Origin of the sequence: Bradyrhizobium sp. RT6a, from assembly GCF_040547675.1 — a bacterium.
In the GTDB taxonomy this organism is placed as follows: domain Bacteria; phylum Pseudomonadota; class Alphaproteobacteria; order Rhizobiales; family Xanthobacteraceae; genus Bradyrhizobium.
The window spans coordinates 100954-122282 of sequence record NZ_JBEPQC010000009.1 but is presented as its reverse complement, the minus strand read 5'-3'; the positions used below and the strand labels follow the sequence as shown (position 1 = coordinate 122282).

Genomic DNA, 21329 nt, shown 5'->3' with positions numbered 1-21329 from the left:
GGGACCGCCTGAAGGGATATATGGCGGCCGGGACCCGGCCCGGCAAGCCGCCGTATCGTCCGCCTTGCTCGTCGGACTTGCTCGTCGGACTTGGCAGCGGAATTAAGGCCTATTCCGCCGCCTGTTGCGCGCCTTTGACGCCCTGGGCCAGTGCCGCCGTCAGCTCAGCGACGGCGTTGACGGTTTTGCCGGTGGCGTGCCCGTCCGCATCGAGGCTGTTCTTGAGGGCATCGACCAGCGCGGTGCCGACCACGGCGCCATTGGCATGCGAGGCAATCGCGCGGGCATTCTCCGGCGTGCGGATGCCGAAGCCGACGCAGACCGGCAGCTTGGTGTGCCGTTTGATGCGGATAACCGCCTCGCCAACGGCGGAGGCATCCGCGGCCGCCGCGCCGGTGATGCCGGTAATCGCGACGTAGTAGACAAAGCCCGAGGTGTTGGCGAGCACGGCCGGCAAGCGCTTGTCGTCGGTGGTCGGCGTCGCCAGGCGGATGAAATTGAGGCCCGCCTTCATTGCGGGCAGGCAGAGCTCGTCGTCCTCTTCCGGCGGCAGGTCGACGATGATCAGGCCGTCGACGCCGGCGCTCTTCGCATCGACCAGGAATTTGTCGACGCCATAAATGTAGATCGGGTTGTAGTAGCCCATCAGCACGACCGGCGTCGTGTTGTCGTCCGTGCGGAAGCCGCGCACGAGATCGATCGTCTTCTTCAGCGTCATGCCGGCCTTGAGCGCGCGCAGGCCTGCCGCCTGGATCGACGGACCGTCGGCCATCGGGTCGGTGAAGGGCATGCCGAGCTCGATCACGTCGGCACCCGCCTTCGGCAGCGCCTTGATGATCTCGAGCGAGGTCGCCGGATCGGGATCGCCGGCCATCACGAAGGTGACGAAGGCCGCGCGGCCGGCTTTCTTCAGCTCGGCAAAACGGGTGTCGATACGCGTGGTCACTTGCTCTTGCCCCTCAGGATGTCGCCGACCTGTGGGACGTCCTTGTCGCCGCGGCCGGAGAGGTTGACGACCATCAGGTGATCTTTCGTCCGCTTCGGCGCGAGCTCCATCACCTTGGCGATGGCATGTGCCGGCTCGAGCGCGGGGATGATGCCTTCCAGCTTTGACAGCAACTGGAACGCTGCGAGCGCCTCGTCGTCGGTCGCGGAGAGATAGTTCACGCGGCCGATTTCGTGCAGCCAGGAGTGCTCGGGCCCGATGCCGGGATAGTCGAGGCCGGCGGAAATCGAATGCGCGTCCTGGATCTGCCCGTCCGCGTCCATCAGCAGATAAGTGCGGTTGCCGTGCAGCACGCCGGGACGGCCGCCCGCGATCGATGCCGCATGCAGTTGGGTCAGGCCGTGGCCCGCGGCTTCGACGCCGAAGATCTCGACGGTGGAATCGTCGAGGAACGGATGAAACAGGCCCATCGCGTTGGAGCCGCCGCCGATGCAGGCGACCAGCGAATCCGGCAGGCGTCCCTCGATCTCCTGCATCTGCGCCTTGGTCTCGTTGCCGATGATCGACTGGAAGTCGCGCACCAGTGTCGGATAGGGATGCGGACCCGCGACCGTGCCGATGCAGTAGAAGGTGTTGTGCACGTTGGTGACCCAGTCGCGCAGCGCCTCGTTCATGGCGTCCTTCAGCGTGCGCGTGCCCGACTGCACCGGGACCACGGTTGCGCCCAGCATCTCCATCCGGATGACGTTGGGCTGCTGCCGCTCGACGTCGACGGCGCCCATGTAGACGATGCATTCCAGCCCGAAGCGCGCGCACAGCGTCGCGGTGGCGACACCGTGCTGGCCGGCGCCGGTCTCGGCGATGATGCGCTTCTTGCCCATGCGCCGCGCCAGCATGATCTGGCCGAGCACGTTGTTCACCTTGTGCGAGCCGGTGTGGTTGAGCTCTTCGCGCTTGAGATAGATTTTGGCGCCGCCGAGATGCTCGGTCAGACGCTCGGCGAAGTAAAGCGGCGAGGGCCGACCGACATAATTCTTGAGATAGCCGTTCATCTCGGTCTGGAAGGCCGGATCGGCCTTGGCCTCGATGTAGGCTTTCTCCAGATCGAGGATCAGCGGCATCAGGGTTTCGGCAACGAAGCGTCCACCGAAAATGCCGAAATGGCCGCGCTCGTCGGGACCGCTGCGATAGGAATTGGGTTTTACAGCATTCATCGGACGCTCAACTCTTGACTTGCATCTTGGCTTGCGCGCGCGGCGCGAATGAAGGCCTTGATCATCTCGGGGTCCTTCACGCCCGGGGCGCTCTCGACACCGGAGGAGACGTCGACACCACCGGCTCGGGTGACGCGAACGGCTTCGGCGACGTTGTCGGCGCTGAGGCCGCCCGAGACCATATACGGCAACGCAAGCTCGAGGTTTCCGAGCAGATGCCAATCGAACGGTGCACCGAGGCCGCCGGGCCGGGTCGCGTCCTTCGGTGCGCGCGCGTCGAACAGGATGCGTTCGGCCACCTCTGCGTAACCGGGCAGCACGGCGAGATCGGCTGACGTTGCGACCGGCACGACCTTCATCACGGGGCGACCGAACCGCTGCCTGATGTCGCGCAGCCGCGCCACGCTCTCCGTGCCATGAAGCTGGAAAATGTCCGGCGACAGCGCGTCCATGATGTTGTCGAGCGTGGCATCGTCGGCATCGACGGTGAGCGCGACCTTGAGCGCGCGCCGCTTCACCTGCCGGCCGAGCTCCCGACCGGCTTCCAGCGACAAATGCCGCGGCGACGGCGGGAAGAACACGAAGCCCACCATGTCGGCACCCGCATCGAGCGCCGTTTCGAGCGTCGCGGGCGTGGACAGGCCGCAGATTTTGACGAGCAGGGACATGTTCTCGCGGGATATGGGCTCAAAGCAAATGGAGGCCGCGGGCCCGCGGCCGGAAAACGGGCTTTTCGGTTTCGGCCGCTTCTACAACGTCGCGCGCTGCTTGTCTCGCCCGACGGGCCCGTAAAGCCCCATCCCGGAGGGAACGGGGAGGCGCTGGGACTCAGGCCTTGCTGCGGCCGCCTGGGCCCGGAGATCAGCCAGCTCGCTTCGCGCGGCCCGGGCATCCGAGTCATGCCGGCGCGCCGCACGCCGCCAGTGCCGCTGGCCGAACCAGACGGCACAACCGCCCGCGAGGACCCCGAGCGCAGCCACCACGATCAGGAGCAGGAACAGCGGCAGCGTGACCGAGAATGACGGGTCGTTGGAAACGAAGGGATCGAACGAGACCGTGACGAATTGCCGGTTGGCGACGGCAAAGACCATCAGGATCAGGCCCAGCGGAATCACGACCAACGCGGTCAGGAATTTTCGCATCTCGGCTCGCTCGCCTTGAATCAAGCTTGCGGCCGCATCGCGCGCGGCCGCGGGAAACCTGAGGTGGACCTCAGTCTGGCGCGCCTGGATCCGGGTGGTCGCGATTCAGCCGTTCGCGCATTTCCTTGCCGGTCTTGAAGAACGGAACGCTCTTCTGATCGACAGGTACATGGGCGCCGGTGCGCGGATTGCGCCCTGCGCGCGCAGGGCGATGCTTGACCGAGAAGGCGCCGAAGCCGCGCAACTCGACGCGGTCACCGCGCGCGAGAGCCGCTACGATCTCTTCGAGAATCGCATTCACAATGTTCTCGACATCCCGCTGGTACAGATGCGGGTTGTGCTCGGCGATACGCTGAACAAGTTCGGATTTGATCATCGAGAGATAGGACCCGGGAGCGTGCGGACGACCATTTCCGTGAAAATACCGTGATCTGTCAAGACGCTAAATGAAGGTTGAGCGTCGTGAAAATACGTGACAAATGCCAAAAAAGCGGGCTGGCCCTGTACGCGCCGAACGGGAAAAACCTCCGGGGCTCGCCCAGTTCCGTCAGTTCGACGCCGCCGGCTGCCACAAGGCGAGCATTCCATCCATTCCGAGCCGATCGACCGCCTGTGCGACGCCGGTTTGTCCGATTTGATGCGCAATCGAGCCTAAACCCAGTGCTTCCAGCGTCACTGCGGCCGCCGTCTTGAGGAACGGCAGATCGCTGAAGCGCGGCTGCAGCTTGTAATCGCGCACGGAGAGCCCCTTCTTGATGCCCTTCTGCTCGACCAGCCAGGTCACGGCGGTCTTCTCGTCGCCGATCTGATCGATCAGCTTGAGATCGATGGCCTGGCGTCCGGTGAAGACACGGCCATCAACCACTTTCTCGAGCTGCGTGTCATCCATGCCACGCCGGTCCTTCACCAATCCCTTGAACCAGGCGTAGGAATCCTTCACCAGCGCATCGAGCGCGGCCCGTGCCTCGGGGCTGGTTGGCTCGAAACCGTTGGGCGCGGCCTTCAGCGGCGTGGATTTTACCTCCTCGACCTTGACGCCGACGGTCTTCAACAGCTCCGAGACGTTCGGAAACTGGAACAGCACGCCGATCGAGCCGACCAGCGAGCTCTGCTGGGCGATGATGTGATCGCTGGCGATCGCGGTGATGTAGCCGCCGGAGGCGGCGAGGCCTTCGACGACCACGACGAGCGGCTTCTTTGCCTTCAGCCGTACAAGCGAATCGTAGAGCTGCTCGGAGCCGGCGGTGGTGCCGCCCGGCGAATTGATGTGGACGATGACGGCGGCAGCCTGCGAATTTTCCAACCGCTCGAGCGCCTGCGTGCGATCGGAATCGCTGCGGATCAGGCCGTCAATCTGGACCCGAGCGATCGAGCCGGCGGATGCGAACGTGCCGCGCGCACCCGGCGTCGCGACCAGCGCGAAGCCTGCGATCGCCGCGATCGCGATCAGCGCGGCCAATACGCGCCAGAACGTCAGCTTCCGGCGGATCCTGCGCCGATCGACGATGATGTCCGAATCGAGCGACATCGAGATATCTCCAAATGAAAGGCCAGGCGCGTTGTGCCGTCGCAGCGTCACCATTGGCTTATCTGGATACATCAATTGCGGCGCAATTAGAAGAAAACAAGGCCGGTAGCGGCATGGGCCACGACGTAGCGACACACTCATTGTCGTCCCGGCGAAGGCCGGGACGACGATAGCAACAAAAAAGCCCCGGCTCGCGCCGGGGCTTTGATGCAGTGAAACCTGCGTTTCGCTTACTTGGTGTCGCGGTTCTTGAGCGCGGTGCCGAGGATGTCGCCGAGCGTCGCTCCCGAATCGGAGGAGCCGTATTGCGCGATGGCTTCCTTCTCTTCGGCGACTTCGAGCGCCTTGATCGACACCTGGACCTTGCGGGCCTTCTTGTCGAACTGGATCACGCGGGCATCGACCTTCTCGCCGACGGCGAAGCGTTCGGCGCGCTGATCGTTGCGGTCACGGGCAAGCTCCGAGCGCTTCACGAACGTGGTGAAGTCGGTACCGGTGATCTTCACCTCGATGCCGCTCTCCTTCACTTCGATCACTTCGCAGGTCACTACCGCGCCCTTCTTGACATCGCCCGGCTCGGCGAAGGGGTCGCCTTCAAGCTGTTTGATTCCAAGAGAAATGCGCTCCTTCTCGACGTCCACATCGAGCACCACGGCCTTGACCATGTCGCCCTTCTTGTAGTTGTCGATCACCTGCTCGCCCGGCTGCTTCCAGTCGAGGTCGGAGAGATGGACCATGCCGTCGACGTCGCCCTCGAGGCCCAGGAACAGACCAAACTCGGTCTTGTTCTTGACCTCGCCTTCGACCGTCGAACCGGTCGGGTGACCTTCGACGAAGACCTCCCACGGGTTGCGCATGGTCTGCTTGAGGCCGAGCGAGATGCGGCGCTTGACGGAATCGACTTCCAGCACCTGCACTTCGACTTCCTGCGAGGTCGAAACGATCTTGCCGGGGTGCATGTTCTTCTTGGTCCACGACATCTCGGAGACGTGGATCAGGCCTTCGATGCCCGGCTCGAGCTCGACGAACGCGCCGTAGTCGGTGATGTTGGTGACGCGACCGGTGAAGCGGGCACCCAGTGGGTACTTGGCTTCGATGCCCTGCCACGGATCGTCCAACAGCTGCTTCATGCCCAACGAGATGCGGTGCGTCTCGTGGTTGATCTTGATGATCTTGACCTTCACGGTCTGGCCGATCGAGAGCACCTCGGTCGGATGGTTGACGCGGCGCCACGCGATATCGGTGACGTGCAGCAGACCGTCGATGCCGCCGAGATCAACGAACGCACCGTAATCGGTGATGTTCTTGACCACGCCGTCGATGACCTGACCCTCTTCGAGGTTCTGCACCAGCTCCTGACGCTGCTCGGCGCGGGTCTCTTCGAGAACCGTGCGGCGGGACACGACGATGTTGCCGCGGCGGCGGTCCATCTTGAGGATCTGGAACGGCTGCGAGTTGTTCATCAGCGGCGCAACGTCGCGGATCGGACGGATGTCGACCTGCGAACGCGGCAGGAAGGCCACGGCACCGTCGAGGTCGACGGTGAAGCCGCCCTTGACCTGGTTGAAGATGACGCCGTTGACCTTCTCGTTGTTCTGGAAGGCCTTCTCGAGCTTGCCCCAGCTCTCTTCGCGGCGCGCCTTGTCGCGCGACAGCACGGCTTCGCCGAGGGCGTTCTCGATCCGGTCGAGGAACACTTCCACCTCGTCGCCGACCTTGAGCTCGCTGTCACGGCCGGGGCCGGAAAATTCGCGCAGGGCAACGCGGCCCTCGGTCTTCAGGCCGACGTCGATGACGGCCATGTCCTTTTCGATTGCAACAACCTTGCCCTTGATGACGGAGCTTTCCTGCAGGTTGCCACCAGCGAAGGACTCGTCGAGCATCGCGGCGAAATCGTCGCGCGACGGGCTATAGGTATCAGCAGAAGTCGAAGCCATTTGTTCTCCAGTTGCGGATGTCGTGCCGGCCGTTGGGTTCTTGGGCGCATCGTACGCGCAGTGTCGGAAGGTCCGCAGAACCTTCGAGCGACCGCTCGCTGCTCCGACCTGGAGGCGGAACAGCGGAAGCGGGCCGGCTGAGGCCCGCGCGTTCGATACGTGGAAATCTTTTGTCCGGAGCCTGGATCGCGTCGGCCCCAAGCAGGGACCGAGAGTATCGACCTCAAAGAGCGGGAGCGGGCGCTTCCTCCAATGACGGCAGCGGCTTAACCCCGCGACCGGCCCGCTCGGACGGCCTCGATAATGTCGATGGCGGCCCGGACGCCGCCTTCTATATCCAGTTGGGAGTTATCTAGCAAGTAAGCATCCGCGGCCGGCTTCAGGGGCGCGATCGCCCGGTTCTTGTCGCGTTCGTCGCGCTGGATGATGTCGGCGAGCACGGCCGCCTCGTCAGCCTCCTCGCCCCGCGCCTTGGCCTCCATGGTTCGACGGCGGGCGCGGACCTTGGGGTCGGCGACGACGAAGATCTTCACGTCGGCATGGGGGCAGATCACGGTTCCAATATCCCGGCCATCGAGCACGGCGCCGGGCGGGTCGGCGGCGAATTGCCGCTGAAAACTGACCAGGGCCTCGCGCACCCTGGGGATCGCCGAGACGATGGAGGCGCCCTCGCCGGCCTTTTGGGTCTTCAAGGCGGGATTGCCGAACTTTTCGGGATCGAGTTCCAGAGCCGCGGCGACCGCCGCCGCCTCGTCCCGGAGATCATGCCCGGACTGCATCAGGGAATAGGCCACCGCGCGATAGATCACGCCGGTATCAAGATGACGGTAGCCGTAATGATGGGCAAGACGCTTGCCGAGCGTGCCCTTGCCCGACGCCGCGGGCCCGTCGATAGCGATGATCATGAAAACTCGGCCCCAAGCGAACGCATCATCGGGATGAAATCCGGAAAACTGGTGGCGATGAAGGCGGTGTCGTCGACGGTCACGGGCTGGTCGGAGGCGCAGCCCATCACCAGCGCGGACATCGCGATGCGATGGTCCATGTGGGTGGCCACAACGCCGCCGCCGGGAACGTGGCCGCGGCCGTCGACGATCAAATCATCGCCGGAGACCTCGACCTTGACGCCGTTGACCCGGAGCATCGCGGCGGTGGCTTCGAGACGGTTGGATTCCTTGACGCGCAGCTCCTGGAGGCCGCGCATGATGGTCGTGCCCTCGGCGTAGGCGGCCGCCACCGCCAGCACCAGAAATTCGTCGATCATCGACGGTGCGCGCTCTGGCGGCACCTCGACACCGCGCAGTTTCGAGGCGCGTACGCGCAGCTTCGCCATAGGCTCGCCGGCGTCGCCGCGAACTTCGCTTTCCTCGATCGAGGCACCCATTTCGCGCAGCGTGGTGAAAAGACCGGTCCGCAGCGGATTGGTCATAACATCGGACAGGACGATTTCGGAGCCTTCGACGATCAGCGCAGCAACGATGGGGAACGCCGCCGACGAGGGATCGGCGGGCACGACAACATTGGCGCCATGCAGTTCCGGCTGGCCCACGAGCGTGATACGGCGGCCGTGCTGACCTTCCTGCACCGAGGTGATCTCGGCGCCGAAATGCTTGAGCATCAGCTCGGTGTGGTCGCGACTGGCCTCGGTTTCGATGACGGTCGTGGTGCCCGGCGCAGCCAGGCCCGCGAGCAGCACGGCGGATTTGATCTGGGCCGAGGCAACAGGCGTCTTGTAGGTGATCGGGAGCGGATCGCGCGCACCCTGGACAGTTAGCGGCAAACGGCCGCCCTCGCCGCCGGAGACGACCTTCGCACCCATCTTTTCCAGAGGGTCCAGAATCCGGCGCATGGGCCGGCTCCGCAGCGAGGCATCGCCGTCGAAAATCGCAGAGATCGGGCAGCCCGCAACGGCGCCCATGACGAGCCGGCACCCGGTGCCGGAGTTGCCGAAATCCAGCGGCGCTTTGGGCTCCGCAAAGCCTGCCACACCCACGCCGTTCACCTTCCAGGCGAAATCCCCGGTGCGCTCGACCCTGGCGCCAAGCGCCTGCATGGATTTAGCGGTGTTAAGGACGTCTTCGCCCTCCAGGAGGCCCGAAATCCGCGTCTCTCCGACCGCGAGCGCGCCGAGGATGAGGGCACGGTGGGAGATCGACTTGTCTCCGGGCACCCGTATTTTCCCGGTCAGGGGACCGCTGGCGCGCGACTGGAGCGGCGTCGGCTTGTCGGAATCGGTCAAGTTTGTGTCCTTGGATAGGCCCGAAACGTCCCCGCGGGACTCGCGGGGCAGGTACCACATGGTCTCCCCGCCGTCACGGGCATGTCGTTCTCCCGCAATGCGCTATTGACAGCGGGCCGCCAACTAGCCAAGTGAAGCACCGCTTTTCAGACATTTCCAGGATTCCTCTGCCGTGGCCAAGTCCGAACTCGGAACTAAACGTATTTGCCCGACCACGGGCAAAAAGTTCTATGACCTCAACAAGAATCCGGTGATCTCGCCCTATACCGGTGAAGTCGTGCCGATCGCGCCCATCGCGCCTGCTCGGGCACCCCGCGGCGCCGAAGCTCGCCACGCAGCCGCTGCCGCCGACGCCACGCCGGAGCCGGCGGAGGTCGAGGAGGTCTCGCTCGAGGAGGCCGATGCCGAGGAGAACACCGGCAAGGTCAAGGCCGTCGTGCCCGAATCCGAGGACGACATCGAAGTCGATGAGACCATCGAGGACGACGACGACGATGATTCGACCTTTATCGCCGACGACGAAGAGGGCGATGAGGACGTCACCGACATCATTGGTGATGTCGGCGGTGACGAAGAGACTTGAGATAATTCCAGAACTGTGGTTCTGGGTCTTTCCCGACGCGTCGCCCAAGGCGCGTCGGACGGTTAAGGGGCCATAGCTCAGCTGGGAGAGCGCTTGCATGGCATGCAAGAGGTCGGCGGTTCGATCCCGCCTGGCTCCACCAGCCTTCGCTCGCTTCGCGAGCTTCGGCTGGGCAAGCCCGGGAAGTCCCTCGTAGCGAAGTGAGCGAAGGCTGTCCCGCCATAGCCCGAAGAGCGACGGCGGACGAGGCAAGCACCTTTAAGGCGCCCGGGAACTGCTATCCTGCCCTCAGGGAGGAAGCGGAATGAAATACGTCTATATTCTTGAAAGCCTCGATTCCGAGCACTTCTACGTTGGCATCACCGACGACTTACGAGCCCGTTTGGCAAAACATAACGCCGGGGAGGTGCCACACACGTCAAAGTACGGACCTTGGCGAATTCGGACCTATTTCGCGTTTGATGACGCGGCACGCGCTGTCGCCTTCGAGCGATACCTGAAATCTGGCTCGGGCCGCGCGTTCGCGAAGAAGCACTTCTAACCCTACTCCCCGATCACCGCATTCAACCGATCGCGCAACGCCACAATCTCATCCTTCATCGCGACCAGTTCCGCGACCGAGCAGTCCGATGCCGCCAGGATCGATTGCGGCACGGCGCGCGCCTTGTCCTTCAGGGCGTGGCCCTGCGGGGTCAATGCGATCAGCACCTGACGCTCGTCTTCGCTCGAGCGCGTGCGCTTGACGAGGTGGGCTGCCTCGAGGCGCTTGAGCAGCGGCGTCAGCGTGCCCGAATCCAGGTGCAGCTTTTCGCCGATGCTTTTGACCGGCACGTCGTCGCGCTCCCACAGCACCAGCATCACCAGATATTGCGGATAGGTCAGGCCGAGCCGGTCCAGCAGCGGCTTGTAGACGCGGTTGAAGGCATGCGCGGCCGAATAGACCGCGAAGCAGATCTGGTTGTCGAGGCGCAGCGGCGCGTCCGCTGCTGAATGTTTCCGGGGCATCGAGAATCTCACAGGACCAGCTCCATTCTGGGGCCGGCCGGCGCCACATTCAATTGCGAACAATTAAATGTGAGACGCCATAATTTCAATTGTGCGCAATCTAATTGTTTGCGATAAGGATCGCGCCCCACCCGAAACACAGGGAGACCAAAATGTCAGTGAACGTCCTCTACAAGACCAGCGCAAAGGCCACCGGCGGCCGCGACGGCCATGCTGCGACCCTCGACGGCGCGCTCGACGTCAAGCTCACCACGCCGAAGGAGCTCGGCGGCGGAGGCGGCGCCGGCAACAATCCCGAGCAGCTGTTTGCGGCGGGCTATGCCGCTTGCTTCATCGGCGCGATGAAGTTCGTATCCTCGCAGGGCGGCCCCAAGGTTCCGGCCGACGCCTCCGTGACCTCCACCGTCGGTATCGGCCCGCGCGCCGAGGGCGGCTTCGGTCTCGACATCGATCTTGCCGTCTCGCTGCCGGGCCTCGCCCGTGCGGAAGCCGAGGCGCTGGTCGAGAAGGCGCACCAGGTGTGCCCGTATTCCAACGCGACGCGCGGCAATGTCGACGTTCGTCTGACGGTCGTCTGATCGGTTCGGTGAAGCGGCTGGCCCGGCATTCCCCCGGGTCGGCCGCTTCCCTTGATTTGCCAAGCCTTGATTTGCCATGCCGCGGGATTGCGGCAACCGGCCTGCATAACGCCCTACGCGGGAGGCCATTGCCGGCTCGGACGAACCTCGTTAGGCCTGTGATCACATCGACACAGGGGACGCGAAGGCATGACTGAAGCCGCCAGTTCTGGAGCTGCCACGGGCGCAATGAGCGGCCTGCGCGTCATCGATCTCACGCGCGTGCTCGGCGGTCCCTATTGCACCCAGATCCTCGCCGACCATGGCGCCGACGTGATCAAGGTCGAGCCGCCCGCAGGCGACGAGGTGCGCGACTGGGGCCCTCCCTTCCACGAGGAAGACGCGGCCTATTTCATCGGCATCAACCGCAACAAGCGCTCGATCGGCCTCGACCTCGCCTCCGAGGGCGGCCGGACCGTGCTGCTCAAGATGCTGGAGAGCGCCGACGTCCTGATCGAGAACTTCAAGCCGGGCACGCTGGAGAAATGGGGCATCGGCAACGAGGTGTTGCGCGAAAAATTCCCGCGCCTCGTGCATTGCCGGATCTGCGGCTTCGGCGCCGACGGCCCGCGCGGCGGCAATCCCGGCTATGACGCCATCATCCAGGCCATGACCGGCATGATCGCGGCGACCGGCTCGCCCGAGAGCGGACCGATGCGGATCGGCGTGCCGCTGGTCGATATCGGCACCGGCCTCTATGCGGCGATCGGCATCTTGATGGCGCTGGCGGAGCGGCAGCGCTCGGGCCAGGGCCAGTTCCTGGAAACCACGCTGTACGAGACCGGTCTCGCCATCATGCATCCGCACACCGCGAATTATTTCATGCATGGCAAGCCGCCGTCGCTCACCGGCAACGAGCATCCCAACCTCGTGCCCTATGCGATCTTCCCGACCAAGACCGACAACATCTTCATCGGCGTCGGCAATGACGGCACCTTCCGCAAGCTCGCCAAGGAGATCGGCAAGCCCGAGCTCGGCACCGATCCGCGCTTTGCGCGCAACAAGGATCGCATCGCCAATCGCGAAGCGCTGCGGGCCGAGCTCGCCGCCGTGTTCAGCCAGCACGAGGCCGAGCCGCTGTGCAATCGCCTGCTCGCCGCGGGCCTGCCCGCAGGGCCCGTGCAGAAGATCGACCAGGCGTTGACCAACCCGCACACGATCGCGCGCGGCGATATTATCGAGAAGGATTGGTACAAGGGCGTGGCGTCGCCGATCCGGCTCGACCGCAGCAAGCCGAGCCTGCGTCGCCTGCCGCCGAAATTCAGCCAGCACGCCGCCGAGGTGCTGGGCGAGTTCGGCTATTCGACGTCCGAGATCGACGCGATGGTCGAGCAGGGCACGGTCTGCGGACCCGAGCGCAAGCGCTAGGGCCCTCGCCTTCCACATCCGACGGCAATGCCGCACTGCGGCGCGGGCGCTCTGTGCACCGCGAACGGAGGACGCTGCGCGCGCGGCATTCGCCTATTTGACGGCTTCCCTTTTGCCGCGCTTGCCGCTTTCGTTTCGGCCGCTTACACAGTCATGTGAACGTCATATGGCGCTGCTAGCGCAAGCGATCTTTTTGACGGCCAAGGGAGGTTTACTTGATGGCTCTTCGACACTTTGGAGCGGCTGCCGCTATTGCACTCACGGTTGGACTCTCGGCCTCGCCGGCCTTGGCCGCGACCGAAATCCAGTGGTGGCACGCGATGACCGGCGCCAACAACGACGTCATCGTCAAGCTCGCCACCGACTTCAACGCGTCGCAGAGCGACTACAAGGTGATCCCGACCTACAAGGGCAACTATCCCGATACGATGAACGCCGGCATCGCAGCGTTCCGCGCCGGCAACGCCCCGCACATCATGCAGGTGTTCGAAGTCGGCACCGCGACCATGATGGCCGCGACGGGCGCCGTGAAGCCGGTCTACAAGCTGATGGCCGACGCCGGCGAGAAGTTCGACCCCAAGATCTACCTGCCCGCCATCACCGGCTACTATTCGACCTCGAAGGGCGAGATGCTGTCCTTCCCCTTCAACTCGTCCTCGACCGTGATGTGGGTGAACCTCGACGAGCTGAAGAAGGCGAACGTCGAGATCCCGAAGACCTGGCCCGAAACGTTCGAGGCCGCCAAGAAGCTGAAGGCTGCCGGTCATGACACCTGCGGCTTCTCGGGCTCCTGGATCACCTGGGTCAATCTCGAGCAGCTCTCCGCCTGGCACAACGTGCCGCTCGCCAGCAAGGCCAATGGCCTCGACGGCTTCGACACCGTGCTCGAGTTCAACGGACCGCTTCAGGTCAAGCATCTCGAAACCCTGGTCGAGCTGCAGAAGACCAAGACGTATGATTACGCCGGCCGCACCAACACCGGCGAGGGTCGCTTCACCTCCGGCGAGTGCCCGATCTACCTGACCTCGTCGGCGTTCTTCGGTAACGTCAAGGCGCAGGCCAAGTTCGCCTTCACCGCCGTGCCGATGCCGTATTATCCGGACGTCAAGGGCGCACCGCAGAACTCGATCATCGGCGGCGCTTCGCTGTGGGTGATGGGCGGCAAGTCGGCCGAGGAATACAAGGGCGTCGCGAAGTTCCTGACCTTCCTCTCGGACACCGATCGCCAGGTCTATATCCACAAGGCCTCGGGCTATCTGCCGATCACCAAGGCTGCTTATGAGAAGGCCAAGGCCGAGGGCTTCTACAAGGATCAGCCCTATCTCGAAACCCCGCTGCTCGAGCTGACCAACAAGGAGCCGACCGAGAATTCGCGCGGTCTGCGCCTCGGCAACATGGTTCAGCTGCGTGACGTCTGGTCGGAAGAGATCGAGCAGGCGCTGGCCGGCAAGAAGACCGCCAAGCAGGCGCTGGATGCCGCCGTCGAGCGCGGCAACACGATGCTGCGGCAGTTCGAAAAGACCGCCGTCAAGTGAGGCAATGAGCGGCAGGCCGCGACCCGGCCTGCCGCTCTGCTGGCATCATGCAAAAGCAAGCCATTTTCCAGTCAAGGCTGTTGCCGTACGCGCTGGTTGCGCCGCAGCTCGCGATCGTCCTGATTTTCTTCTATTGGCCGGCCCTGCAGGCGGTGATCCAGTCCTTCCTGCTCCAGGATGCGTTTGGGCTGTCGACCACCTTTGTCTGGTTCGAGAATTACATCGACCTGTTCAAGGACGCGGCCTATTTCGAGGCGATCGTCCGAACGTTCTTCTTCTCGTTCGCCATCGCCGTCTCGTCGCTGTCCTTCGCGCTGCTGCTCGCCGTGATGGCGGACAAGCCGCTGCGTGGCTCGATGCTCTATCGCACGCTGCTAATCTGGCCCTATGCGGTGGCGCCGCCCGTGGTCGGCGTGCTCTGGATCTTCATGCTGCATCCCTCGCTCGGCGTGCTTTCGCGCTATCTACGCAACATGGGCATCGACTGGAATCCGCTGCTCGATGGCGACCAGGCCGCGGCGTTGATCATCCTCGCCGCCGCCTGGAAACAGATCTCCTATAATTTCCTGTTCTTCCTCGCCGGCCTGCAGGCGATCCCGAAGAGCGTGTTCGAGGCCGCCGCGATCGACGGCGCCCGTCCGATGCGGCGGTTCTGGACCGTGACCTTCCCGCTGCTGTCGCCGACCATCTTCTTCCTGCTGGTGGTCAACATCGTCTACGCCTTCTTCGACACGTTCGGCATCATCGACACCATGACCCGCGGCGGTCCGGGAACGTCGACGGTCACGCTGGTCTACAAGGTCTATTCCGACGGCTTGCTCGGCGGCAATCTCGGCAGCTCGGCGGCGCAGTCGGTGATCCTGATGGTCATGGTCATCGTGCTCACCGGAATCCAGTTCCGGTTCGTCGAACGCAAGGTGACCTACTGATGGTCGAGGAAGAGGGCTTCCGGCGTTACATCGCCCACATCATCCTCTGGATCGGGATCGCGATCGTCGCCTTCCCGGTCTACATCGCGTTCGTCGCCTCGACGCAGGACAACGCGCTGATCGCCAACGGGCAGATGTCGCTGCTGCCGGGCGGTCATTTCTTCGAGGTCTACTACCAGACCATTTTCGTCGGCACGAGCGGATCGACCCGCGAGCCCGTCGGCAACATGATGCTGAACTCGCTGGTGATGGCGCTGCTGATCGCGGTCGGCAAGATCGCGATCTCGATCATCTCGGCCTATGCGATCGTCTATTTCCGCTTTCCGTTCCGGATGCCGATCTTCTGGATCATCTTCATCACCCTGATGCTGCCGGTCGAGGTGCGCATCTATCCGACCTACAAGATCGTCGCGGATCTGCACATGCTCGACAGCTATGCGGGCCTGTCGCTGCCGCTGATCGCCTCCGCCACCGCGACGCTGCTGTTCCGCCAGTTCTTCATGACCGTACCGGACGAGCTGCTGGAGGCCTCGCGCATCGACGGCGCCGGTCCCCTGCGCTTCTTTTGGGATACACTGCTGCCGCTGTCGCGCACCAACATGGCGGCGCTGTTCGTGATCCTCTTCATCCTCGGCTGGAATCAATATCTCTGGCCGCTGCTGATCACCACCCGCGACGACATGCAGACCATCCAGGTCGGCATCCGCAAGATGATCACCACCACCGACGCGCTGACCGAATGGCCGATCGTGATGGCAACCGCCGTGCTGGCGATGCTGCCGCCGGTGTTCGTCGTCGTAGCGATGCAGAAATTATTCGTGCGCGGACTCGTGGAGACGGAAAAGTAGATCTCATGGCTAACGTCACCCTGCGCAACGTCCGCAAGACCTATCCCGGCGGCTTCGAGGCCATCAAGGGCGTCAACGTCGATGTCGGCGACGGCCAGTTCTGCGTGCTGGTCGGCCCCTCCGGCTGCGGCAAGTCGACATTGCTGCGCATGGTCGCAGGCCTCGAGACCGTCACCGGCGGCGAGATCGACATCGGCGGCCGCATCGTCAACCAGATCGAGCCCGCCGACCGCGACATCGCGATGGTGTTCCAGAACTACGCGCTCTATCCGCATATGAGCGTCTTCAACAACATGGCCTACGGCCTGCGCAACCGCGGCATGAAGGAGGCCGAGGTCAAGAGCCGCGTCGACGAAGCCGCGCGCGTGCTCGAGCTCACGTCGATGCTGGAGCGCAAGCCGCGCCAGCTCTCCGGCGGCCAGCGCCAGCGCGTCGCCATGGGCCGCGCCATCGTGCGCCAGCCGAAAGTGTTTCTGTTCGACGAGCCGCTGTCCAACCTCGACGCCAAGCTCCGCATCGCGATGCGGGTCGAGATCCGCAAATTGCAGCGCCGGCTCAACACCACGTCGATCTACGTCACCCACGACCAGCTCGAGGCGATGACGCTCGCCGACGTTCTCGTGGTGATGAATGGCGGCCAGGTCGAGCAGGTCGGCAATCCGCTCGCGATCTACGAGAAGCCGGCGACGACCTTTGTCGCCTCCTTCATCGGCGCGCCGCCGATGAATCTGATGTCGACGCGGCCCGAGGAGATCCGGTCGCAGCTCGCCGGCAGCGGCGCGGCTGACGCCGGAATCCTCGGCATTCGCCCGGAGGATTTCGTCATCACCGACCAGACCCCCGCCGACGGCGTCGTGTTGCCGCTGACCGTCGAAGCGATCGAGCGCGTCGGCGCCGAAACCTTCGTCTACGGCACGCGGGCCCAGGACGAGCAGCGCATCGCCGCCAACCCCGGCGAGCTGCCCCCTGGCGAGGTCATCGTCCGCATTCCCGGCTCAGAGGCGCCGCCGATCGGCGAGAAGATCCGCGTCGCAGCAATGCGCCAAAAGCTGCATCTGTTCAGCGACGACGGCCGGACGCGGATCGAGGCCTGACCGGGTTCCGCGGGGCCGTCGATTAAAAAAACGCGAAAACAACCCCATGCACAGTAGAAGGGGGTTTGTTTTCGTTGAGAAAAATCGCGCCGCAATTTCGTCGTGCCGGGCTTGTCGCAGGCGTTTCGCGCCATGACGAAGTCGGCATTTGTGCATGGCAGAGTGGGTGAGCTGCCAATCCACAGCCCCCGGCTACGTCCTTGAACCTACACGCGGATATGCCCATATTGCTGATCAAGGGGTGCCTTGACGGGCCCTGATGCACCAAAGTCGCTTCGAGAGGACTTTGTAAACTATGTCTCGTGTTCCCATGCTTTCCAGTCCGTTCCTTCTGGGCTTCGACGAGATCGAGCGCGTGCTCGATCGGGTCGTCAAAGGCGCCGACGGTTACCCTCCCTACAATATCGAGAGGTGCGACCGATCGGAGGGCCAGCCCGAGCGTTTGCGGATCACGCTGGCGGTCGCCGGATTCACCCGCGACCAACTCGATGTAACCATTGAAGAAAACCAGCTCGTCATTCGCGGACGGCAGCAGGACGACAAGATCCGGCAATACATCCATCGCGGCATCGCCGCGCGCCACTTCCAGCGCACTTTCGTGCTGGCGGAGGGGATGCTGGTGCTGGGTGCGGATCTGAAGAACGGATTGCTGGCGATCGATCTTGCCCGGCCGGAACCGGAGAGGATCGTTAAGACAATCGCTATCAATGAGCACGAATAATGGAACGAGTAGCGGACTCGACCGCTTAGTTTCTGTGAAGGAGTCGAGACCATGAGTGAAGGTCACGTTGCGTTCGAATACGAAGCCAAGAACGTCTCGCCAGAGACGCTGGCAACCCTCGGCGAAGGCCATATCGCCTATGTGAAGCAGATCCGCTCCGAGGATGTGCCGGGCCTGTTTCCCGAAGCGCCGAAGATCGCGCCGGGCCTCAAGCTCTTCGCGCTCCACGCCGCCGACGGCACGCCGATCATGCTGACCGACAGCCGCGAAGCCGCGATCGCCAACGCCTGGAGCAACGAGCTGCAAGCGGTGAGCGTGCACTGAGCACGCGCGCGTCGCGCGAATAGGGTTTCAAGCGGGCATGCCTTCGCAGGAAGGCGTGCCCGTTTTTATTTCGACGACGGATCGCTGCAATCTCCACGTCATTGCGAGCGAAGCGAAGCAATCCAGTCTCTCTCCGCGGAGACATTCTGGATTGCTTCGTCGCTTTGCTCCTCGCAATGACGGAGTGTGAAGCTAAAGGCGTGCCTAGCACTCGTGTCCCGGACGCGGAGACGATTACGCCGCGGTCGCCGGCGGCAGCGCCAGCACCGAATAGATCGCCTGGGCGTCGCGCGAGGCGCGGAGCTTTTTGGCAATGTCCTGGTCGCGGAGGAGACGGGCGATGCGGGCGAGCGCCTTGAGATGATCGGCGCCGGCGCCTTCGGGGGCGAGCAGCAGGAAGACGAGATCGACCGGCTGGCCATCCATCGATTCGAAATCGATCGGGCGATCGAGGCGCGCGAACAGGCCGAAGATCTTTTCCAGCTTGGGCAGCTTGCCGTGGGGAATGGCGACGCCGTAGCCGACCGCGGTGGTGCCGAGCTTTTCGCGCTGCAGGAGCACCTCGAACACGGAGCGCTCGTTCTGCCCGGTCAGCTCGGCGGCCTTGGCCGCGAGTTCCTGAAGCGCCTGCTTCTTGCTGTTGACCTTCAATGCCGGGAGAATCGCCTCGGGCGCGACCAGATCGGTAATCGGCATGGAAGTCTTCCGAGGTGAATGAAAACGTCAGGTTCCGAATTGGCCAGCCTGGACAAAGAACCTGGGCGGGCCGACGTCGAGAAGTTGAAGCAGGAAGCGGACTTAGCTCGCCCCTGATGTGGGGGGCTTCTACTCCAACGCAATCCCGGTGCCAACTCCCGCGTGCAGCTTTGCCCCGGTCATTGTTAAGGCCGAAAGGGGCCCCGGCGCGGAGCCCCAGGGGCGTCGCCCGACAGCCTCAGGCCTTGCCGTCCTTGCCGTCCGCCTTGGTGCCCGGGGGGTCGATCCAGCCGACATTGCCGTCCGCCCGGCGGTAAATGATGTTCACCCGACCCGAGGAACCGTGCTGAAACACCAGGCAAGGCGCCCCGCTGAGGTCGAGTTCCATGACCGCTTCGCTGACGGACAGCGGCTTCAGCGAGGTGGTGGCCTCGGCGATGATGACGGGGCTGTAGCCGGTGATCTCGTCCTCGTCCTCACCCTCGCCCGGTGCCTCCAGCACATAGCTGGTGGCATCCATGGCGGCCAGCGCCGCGGAGGCGACATGGGCCTTGCGGGCGGAGCGGTCCTTGAGCCGGCTCTTGTAGCGCTTGAGCCGCTTCTCGATCATCAGCAGCGCCTGGTCGGCACTGGCATAAGCGTCCGGTGCGTTCGAATCGGCCTCGAGCGTAATTCCCGAATCAAGATGCAGCGCACAGTCGGTGCGGAAGCCGAAGCCGTCCTTGCTCAGCGTGATGTGACCGGAGTAATTGCCGTCGAAATATTTGCGCAGAACCTCTTCAGTCCGGTCGGTGACGCGGCCGCGCAGGGCCTCGCCGACATTGACGCTCTTTCCCGAGATGCGGAGAGTCATGTGAACCTCGCTTGGTTCGTGCCTGGCCTGGATTTGGGCCCGATAGCAGATCGAGAGTAGCGCGATTTGGCGCCGGCGCAATCAGGCCGGTTCGGGATTGCGGGAGCGATCGGCCATGGCGGTGGAGAGGACGTTACCAAGAGCGCTCTGCTTGTCGCGACGGCGTTGCACCGAGGAAGGAATGCGCATGGCTTCGCGGTACTTCGCGACCGTGCGGCGGGCGATATCAATGCCCGAGCCGCGCAAGCGTTCCACGATGGTGTCGTCGGACAGGATCGCGGACGGCGCCTCCGCATCGATCAGCTGCTTGATGTGATGGCGCACGGCTTCGGCCGAATGCGCCTCGCCGCCATCGGCCGAAGCGATCGAGGCCGTGAAGAAATATTTCAGCTCGAACGTGCCGCGATTGGTCGCCATGTATTTGTTGGCGGTGACGCGCGACACCGTGGATTCATGCATCTGGATGGCGTCGGCGACGGCCTTCAGATTCAGCGGTCGCAGATGCGCCACGCCATGGGTGAAGAAGCCGTCCTGCTGGCGCACGATCTCGGTTGCGACTTTCAGGATGGTGCGGGCACGCTGGTCGAGCGCGCGCACCAGCCAAGTCGCGTTCTGAAGCGCGTCGGTGAAATAGGATTTGTCGCCGTCCTTGCCGATCTTCTTCGAGAGCTGCGAATAGTAGGTCTGGTTGACCAGCACGCGCGGCAAGGTGTCGCTGTTGAGCTCGACATGCCAGCCGCCGTCGGGACCCGGCCGGACATAGACATCGGGCACCATGGTCTGCAGCCGGGCCGAGCCGAACTTCATGCCGGGCTTGGGATTGAGCCGGCGGATCTCGCCGATCATGTCGGCGATGTCCTCGTCGTCGACGCCGCAGACCTTGCGCAAGGCTCCGATGTCGCGCTTGGCGAGGAGGTCGAGATGCTCGACCAGGGCCTGCATCGCGGGATCGTAGCGGTCGAGCTCGCGGAGCTGGATCGCCAGGCATTCGCTCAAATTGCGCGCGCAGACGCCGGGAGGATCGAATTTCTGCAGCACGGCAAGAACGCTCTCGACGTCCTGTTGCGACGCGCCCAGCCGTTCGGCGGCCTGGCCGAGATCCGGGGGCAGATAGCCGGCCTCGTCGACGAGGTCGATCAAATACTGGCCGATCATGCGCTGCGCGGCCCCGGTGAAGGCGACCGAGAGCTGCTCGGCGAGATGGTCGCCGAGCGTGATCTCGGCAGCGACGAAGGCTTCGAGATTGTAGTCCTCGTCACCGGAGGCGCCGCCGCCCCATTCGGTATAGGTGGTCGGCGCCGCATCCTGGGCGTTGCGGGCAGCCGCCTCGGCGGGTTCCTCGGAGAAGACGTTGTCCAGACCGGTGTCCATGGTCTGCTCGATCTCGGCGCGGGTGCCGAGATCCTTGCTCATCCACTCTTCCTGGCCGGGCTCGAAGGCTTCGCCCGGGCCGCCGCCGGGCTCGTCGTTGTGGCCGCCGTCGCTATCGTTGAACTGCCCGGTCTCGGCCGGGCCCTCGCCGGCGGGCGGCTCGTCATTGGCCCGTTCCAGCAGCGGGTTACGCTCGAGTTCCTCTTCGACGAACGTCGTGAGATCGAGATTGGACAATTGCAGCAGCTTGATCGCCTGCATCAACTGCGGCGTCATGACCAGCGACTGCGATTGCCGGAACTCTAATCTCTGCGAAAGCGCCATGAAGCAAGAACCGATCCCAAAAAGTTGGTCCGATTTTTGCTTATCCTAGTCCAAG

Annotated in this window: 23 protein-coding genes and 1 tRNA gene; 11 read left to right on the top strand and 13 right to left on the bottom strand. The window is 63.9% G+C overall.

Translation table 11 applies throughout. From position 1 onward, the window contains the following. Positions 1–109: 109 nt before the first annotated feature. The 9 genes from trpA to aroA all read right to left on the bottom strand — a co-directional run bounded on the left by trpA (position 110) and on the right by aroA (position 9066). The gene (gene trpA, locus ABIC03_RS33075) at positions 110–946 is read right to left on the bottom strand and encodes a tryptophan synthase subunit alpha (RefSeq protein WP_354064339.1); all 837 of its coding nucleotides are present in this window, start codon (positions 944–946) and stop codon (positions 110–112) included. Further along, a complete protein-coding gene (trpB, locus tag ABIC03_RS33070; RefSeq protein WP_354064337.1) occupies positions 943–2160 on the bottom strand; it encodes a tryptophan synthase subunit beta in 1218 nt (405 codons plus the stop codon). The genes trpA and trpB overlap by 4 nt, the downstream gene beginning before the upstream one ends. Then, positions 2157–2828, bottom strand: coding sequence for a phosphoribosylanthranilate isomerase (locus ABIC03_RS33065; RefSeq protein WP_354064335.1), 672 nt, complete (start codon positions 2826–2828; stop codon positions 2157–2159). Before ABIC03_RS33065 ends, trpB begins: the two co-directional genes overlap by 4 nt. Before the next feature lie 81 nt (positions 2829–2909). After that, a complete protein-coding gene (locus tag ABIC03_RS33060) occupies positions 2910–3302 on the bottom strand; it encodes a lipopolysaccharide assembly protein LapA domain-containing protein (RefSeq protein WP_354064333.1) in 393 nt (130 codons plus the stop codon). Positions 3303–3372: 70 nt separating this feature from the next. Then, the gene (locus ABIC03_RS33055; RefSeq protein WP_007598410.1) at positions 3373–3678 is read right to left on the bottom strand and encodes an integration host factor subunit beta; all 306 of its coding nucleotides are present in this window, start codon (positions 3676–3678) and stop codon (positions 3373–3375) included. 171 nt (positions 3679–3849) lie between these two features. After that, positions 3850–4830, bottom strand: coding sequence for a signal peptide peptidase SppA (gene sppA / locus ABIC03_RS33050; protein ID WP_354064331.1), 981 nt, complete (start codon positions 4828–4830; stop codon positions 3850–3852). A 230-nt stretch (positions 4831–5060) separates the two neighbouring features. After that, positions 5061–6767, bottom strand: coding sequence for a 30S ribosomal protein S1 (rpsA, locus tag ABIC03_RS33045; RefSeq protein WP_027566167.1), 1707 nt, complete (start codon positions 6765–6767; stop codon positions 5061–5063). A gap of 266 nt (positions 6768–7033) precedes the next feature. Further along, positions 7034–7672, bottom strand: coding sequence for a (d)CMP kinase (gene cmk / locus ABIC03_RS33040; protein ID WP_027514724.1), 639 nt, complete (start codon positions 7670–7672; stop codon positions 7034–7036). Next, positions 7669–9066: a 3-phosphoshikimate 1-carboxyvinyltransferase gene (gene aroA / locus ABIC03_RS33035; protein WP_502916950.1), complete on the bottom strand. Its 1398-nt coding sequence runs from the start codon at positions 9064–9066 to the stop codon at positions 7669–7671. Before aroA ends, cmk begins: the two co-directional genes overlap by 4 nt. A 112-nt stretch (positions 9067–9178) precedes the next feature. Between aroA and ABIC03_RS33030 the strand changes: the two genes are divergently transcribed. The 3 genes from ABIC03_RS33030 (at position 9179) to ABIC03_RS33020 (ending at position 10130) form a co-directional block, all read left to right on the top strand. Beyond that, complete coding sequence (locus ABIC03_RS33030) at positions 9179–9589, top strand: TIGR02300 family protein (protein WP_007598417.1); 411 nt, start codon at positions 9179–9181, stop codon at positions 9587–9589. Positions 9590–9655: 66 nt separating this feature from the next. Then, positions 9656–9731 (top strand) — tRNA-Ala (locus tag ABIC03_RS33025). 162 nt (positions 9732–9893) lie between these two features. Further along, positions 9894–10130, top strand: coding sequence for a GIY-YIG nuclease family protein (locus ABIC03_RS33020; protein WP_018645072.1), 237 nt, complete (start codon positions 9894–9896; stop codon positions 10128–10130). Between the two features lie 2 nt (positions 10131–10132). Here ABIC03_RS33020 and ABIC03_RS33015 read toward each other — a convergent pair whose 3' ends face one another. Continuing rightward, positions 10133–10594, bottom strand: a complete 462-nt coding sequence (locus ABIC03_RS33015; RefSeq protein WP_354064325.1) for a MarR family winged helix-turn-helix transcriptional regulator — start codon at positions 10592–10594, stop codon at positions 10133–10135. Between the two features lie 152 nt (positions 10595–10746). Between ABIC03_RS33015 and ABIC03_RS33010 the strand changes: the two genes are divergently transcribed. The 8 genes from ABIC03_RS33010 to ABIC03_RS32975 all read left to right on the top strand — a co-directional run bounded on the left by ABIC03_RS33010 (position 10747) and on the right by ABIC03_RS32975 (position 18030). Further along, entirely contained in the window at positions 10747–11172 is a 426-nt protein-coding gene (locus ABIC03_RS33010) for an organic hydroperoxide resistance protein (RefSeq protein ID WP_063992186.1), read from the top strand. 189 nt (positions 11173–11361) lie between these two features. Continuing rightward, positions 11362–12579 carry a CaiB/BaiF CoA transferase family protein gene (locus ABIC03_RS33005; protein ID WP_354064323.1) on the top strand — a complete coding sequence of 406 codons (1218 nt, stop codon included), beginning with the start codon at positions 11362–11364 and terminating at the stop codon, positions 12577–12579. 218 nt (positions 12580–12797) lie between these two features. Next, positions 12798–14114, top strand: a complete 1317-nt coding sequence (ugpB, locus tag ABIC03_RS33000) for a sn-glycerol-3-phosphate ABC transporter substrate-binding protein UgpB (protein ID WP_354064321.1) — start codon at positions 12798–12800, stop codon at positions 14112–14114. A gap of 47 nt (positions 14115–14161) precedes the next feature. After that, positions 14162–15043, top strand: a complete 882-nt coding sequence (gene ugpA / locus ABIC03_RS32995; protein WP_275168860.1) for a sn-glycerol-3-phosphate ABC transporter permease UgpA — start codon at positions 14162–14164, stop codon at positions 15041–15043. Beyond that, the gene (gene ugpE / locus ABIC03_RS32990) at positions 15043–15891 is read left to right on the top strand and encodes a sn-glycerol-3-phosphate ABC transporter permease UgpE (protein WP_354064318.1); all 849 of its coding nucleotides are present in this window, start codon (positions 15043–15045) and stop codon (positions 15889–15891) included. The genes ugpA and ugpE overlap by 1 nt, the downstream gene beginning before the upstream one ends. A 5-nt stretch (positions 15892–15896) precedes the next feature. Continuing rightward, a complete protein-coding gene (locus ABIC03_RS32985) occupies positions 15897–16985 on the top strand; it encodes a sn-glycerol-3-phosphate import ATP-binding protein UgpC (RefSeq protein WP_354064316.1) in 1089 nt (362 codons plus the stop codon). A 295-nt stretch (positions 16986–17280) separates the two neighbouring features. Beyond that, complete coding sequence (locus tag ABIC03_RS32980) at positions 17281–17706, top strand: Hsp20 family protein (RefSeq protein ID WP_354064314.1); 426 nt, start codon at positions 17281–17283, stop codon at positions 17704–17706. Between the two features lie 51 nt (positions 17707–17757). Next, positions 17758–18030, top strand: coding sequence for a BQ00720 family protein (locus tag ABIC03_RS32975; RefSeq protein ID WP_007598581.1), 273 nt, complete (start codon positions 17758–17760; stop codon positions 18028–18030). 234 nt (positions 18031–18264) lie between these two features. Here ABIC03_RS32975 and ptsN read toward each other — a convergent pair whose 3' ends face one another. From ptsN to rpoN, 3 genes are all read right to left on the bottom strand, one after another. Then, positions 18265–18726, bottom strand: coding sequence for a PTS IIA-like nitrogen regulatory protein PtsN (ptsN, locus tag ABIC03_RS32970; protein ID WP_027514736.1), 462 nt, complete (start codon positions 18724–18726; stop codon positions 18265–18267). Positions 18727–18964: 238 nt separating this feature from the next. After that, complete coding sequence (gene hpf / locus ABIC03_RS32965; RefSeq protein ID WP_275168865.1) at positions 18965–19579, bottom strand: ribosome hibernation-promoting factor, HPF/YfiA family; 615 nt, start codon at positions 19577–19579, stop codon at positions 18965–18967. A gap of 81 nt (positions 19580–19660) precedes the next feature. Continuing rightward, positions 19661–21274 carry an RNA polymerase factor sigma-54 gene (gene rpoN, locus ABIC03_RS32960; protein ID WP_354064311.1) on the bottom strand — a complete coding sequence of 538 codons (1614 nt, stop codon included), beginning with the start codon at positions 21272–21274 and terminating at the stop codon, positions 19661–19663. Positions 21275–21329 lie beyond the last annotated feature (55 nt).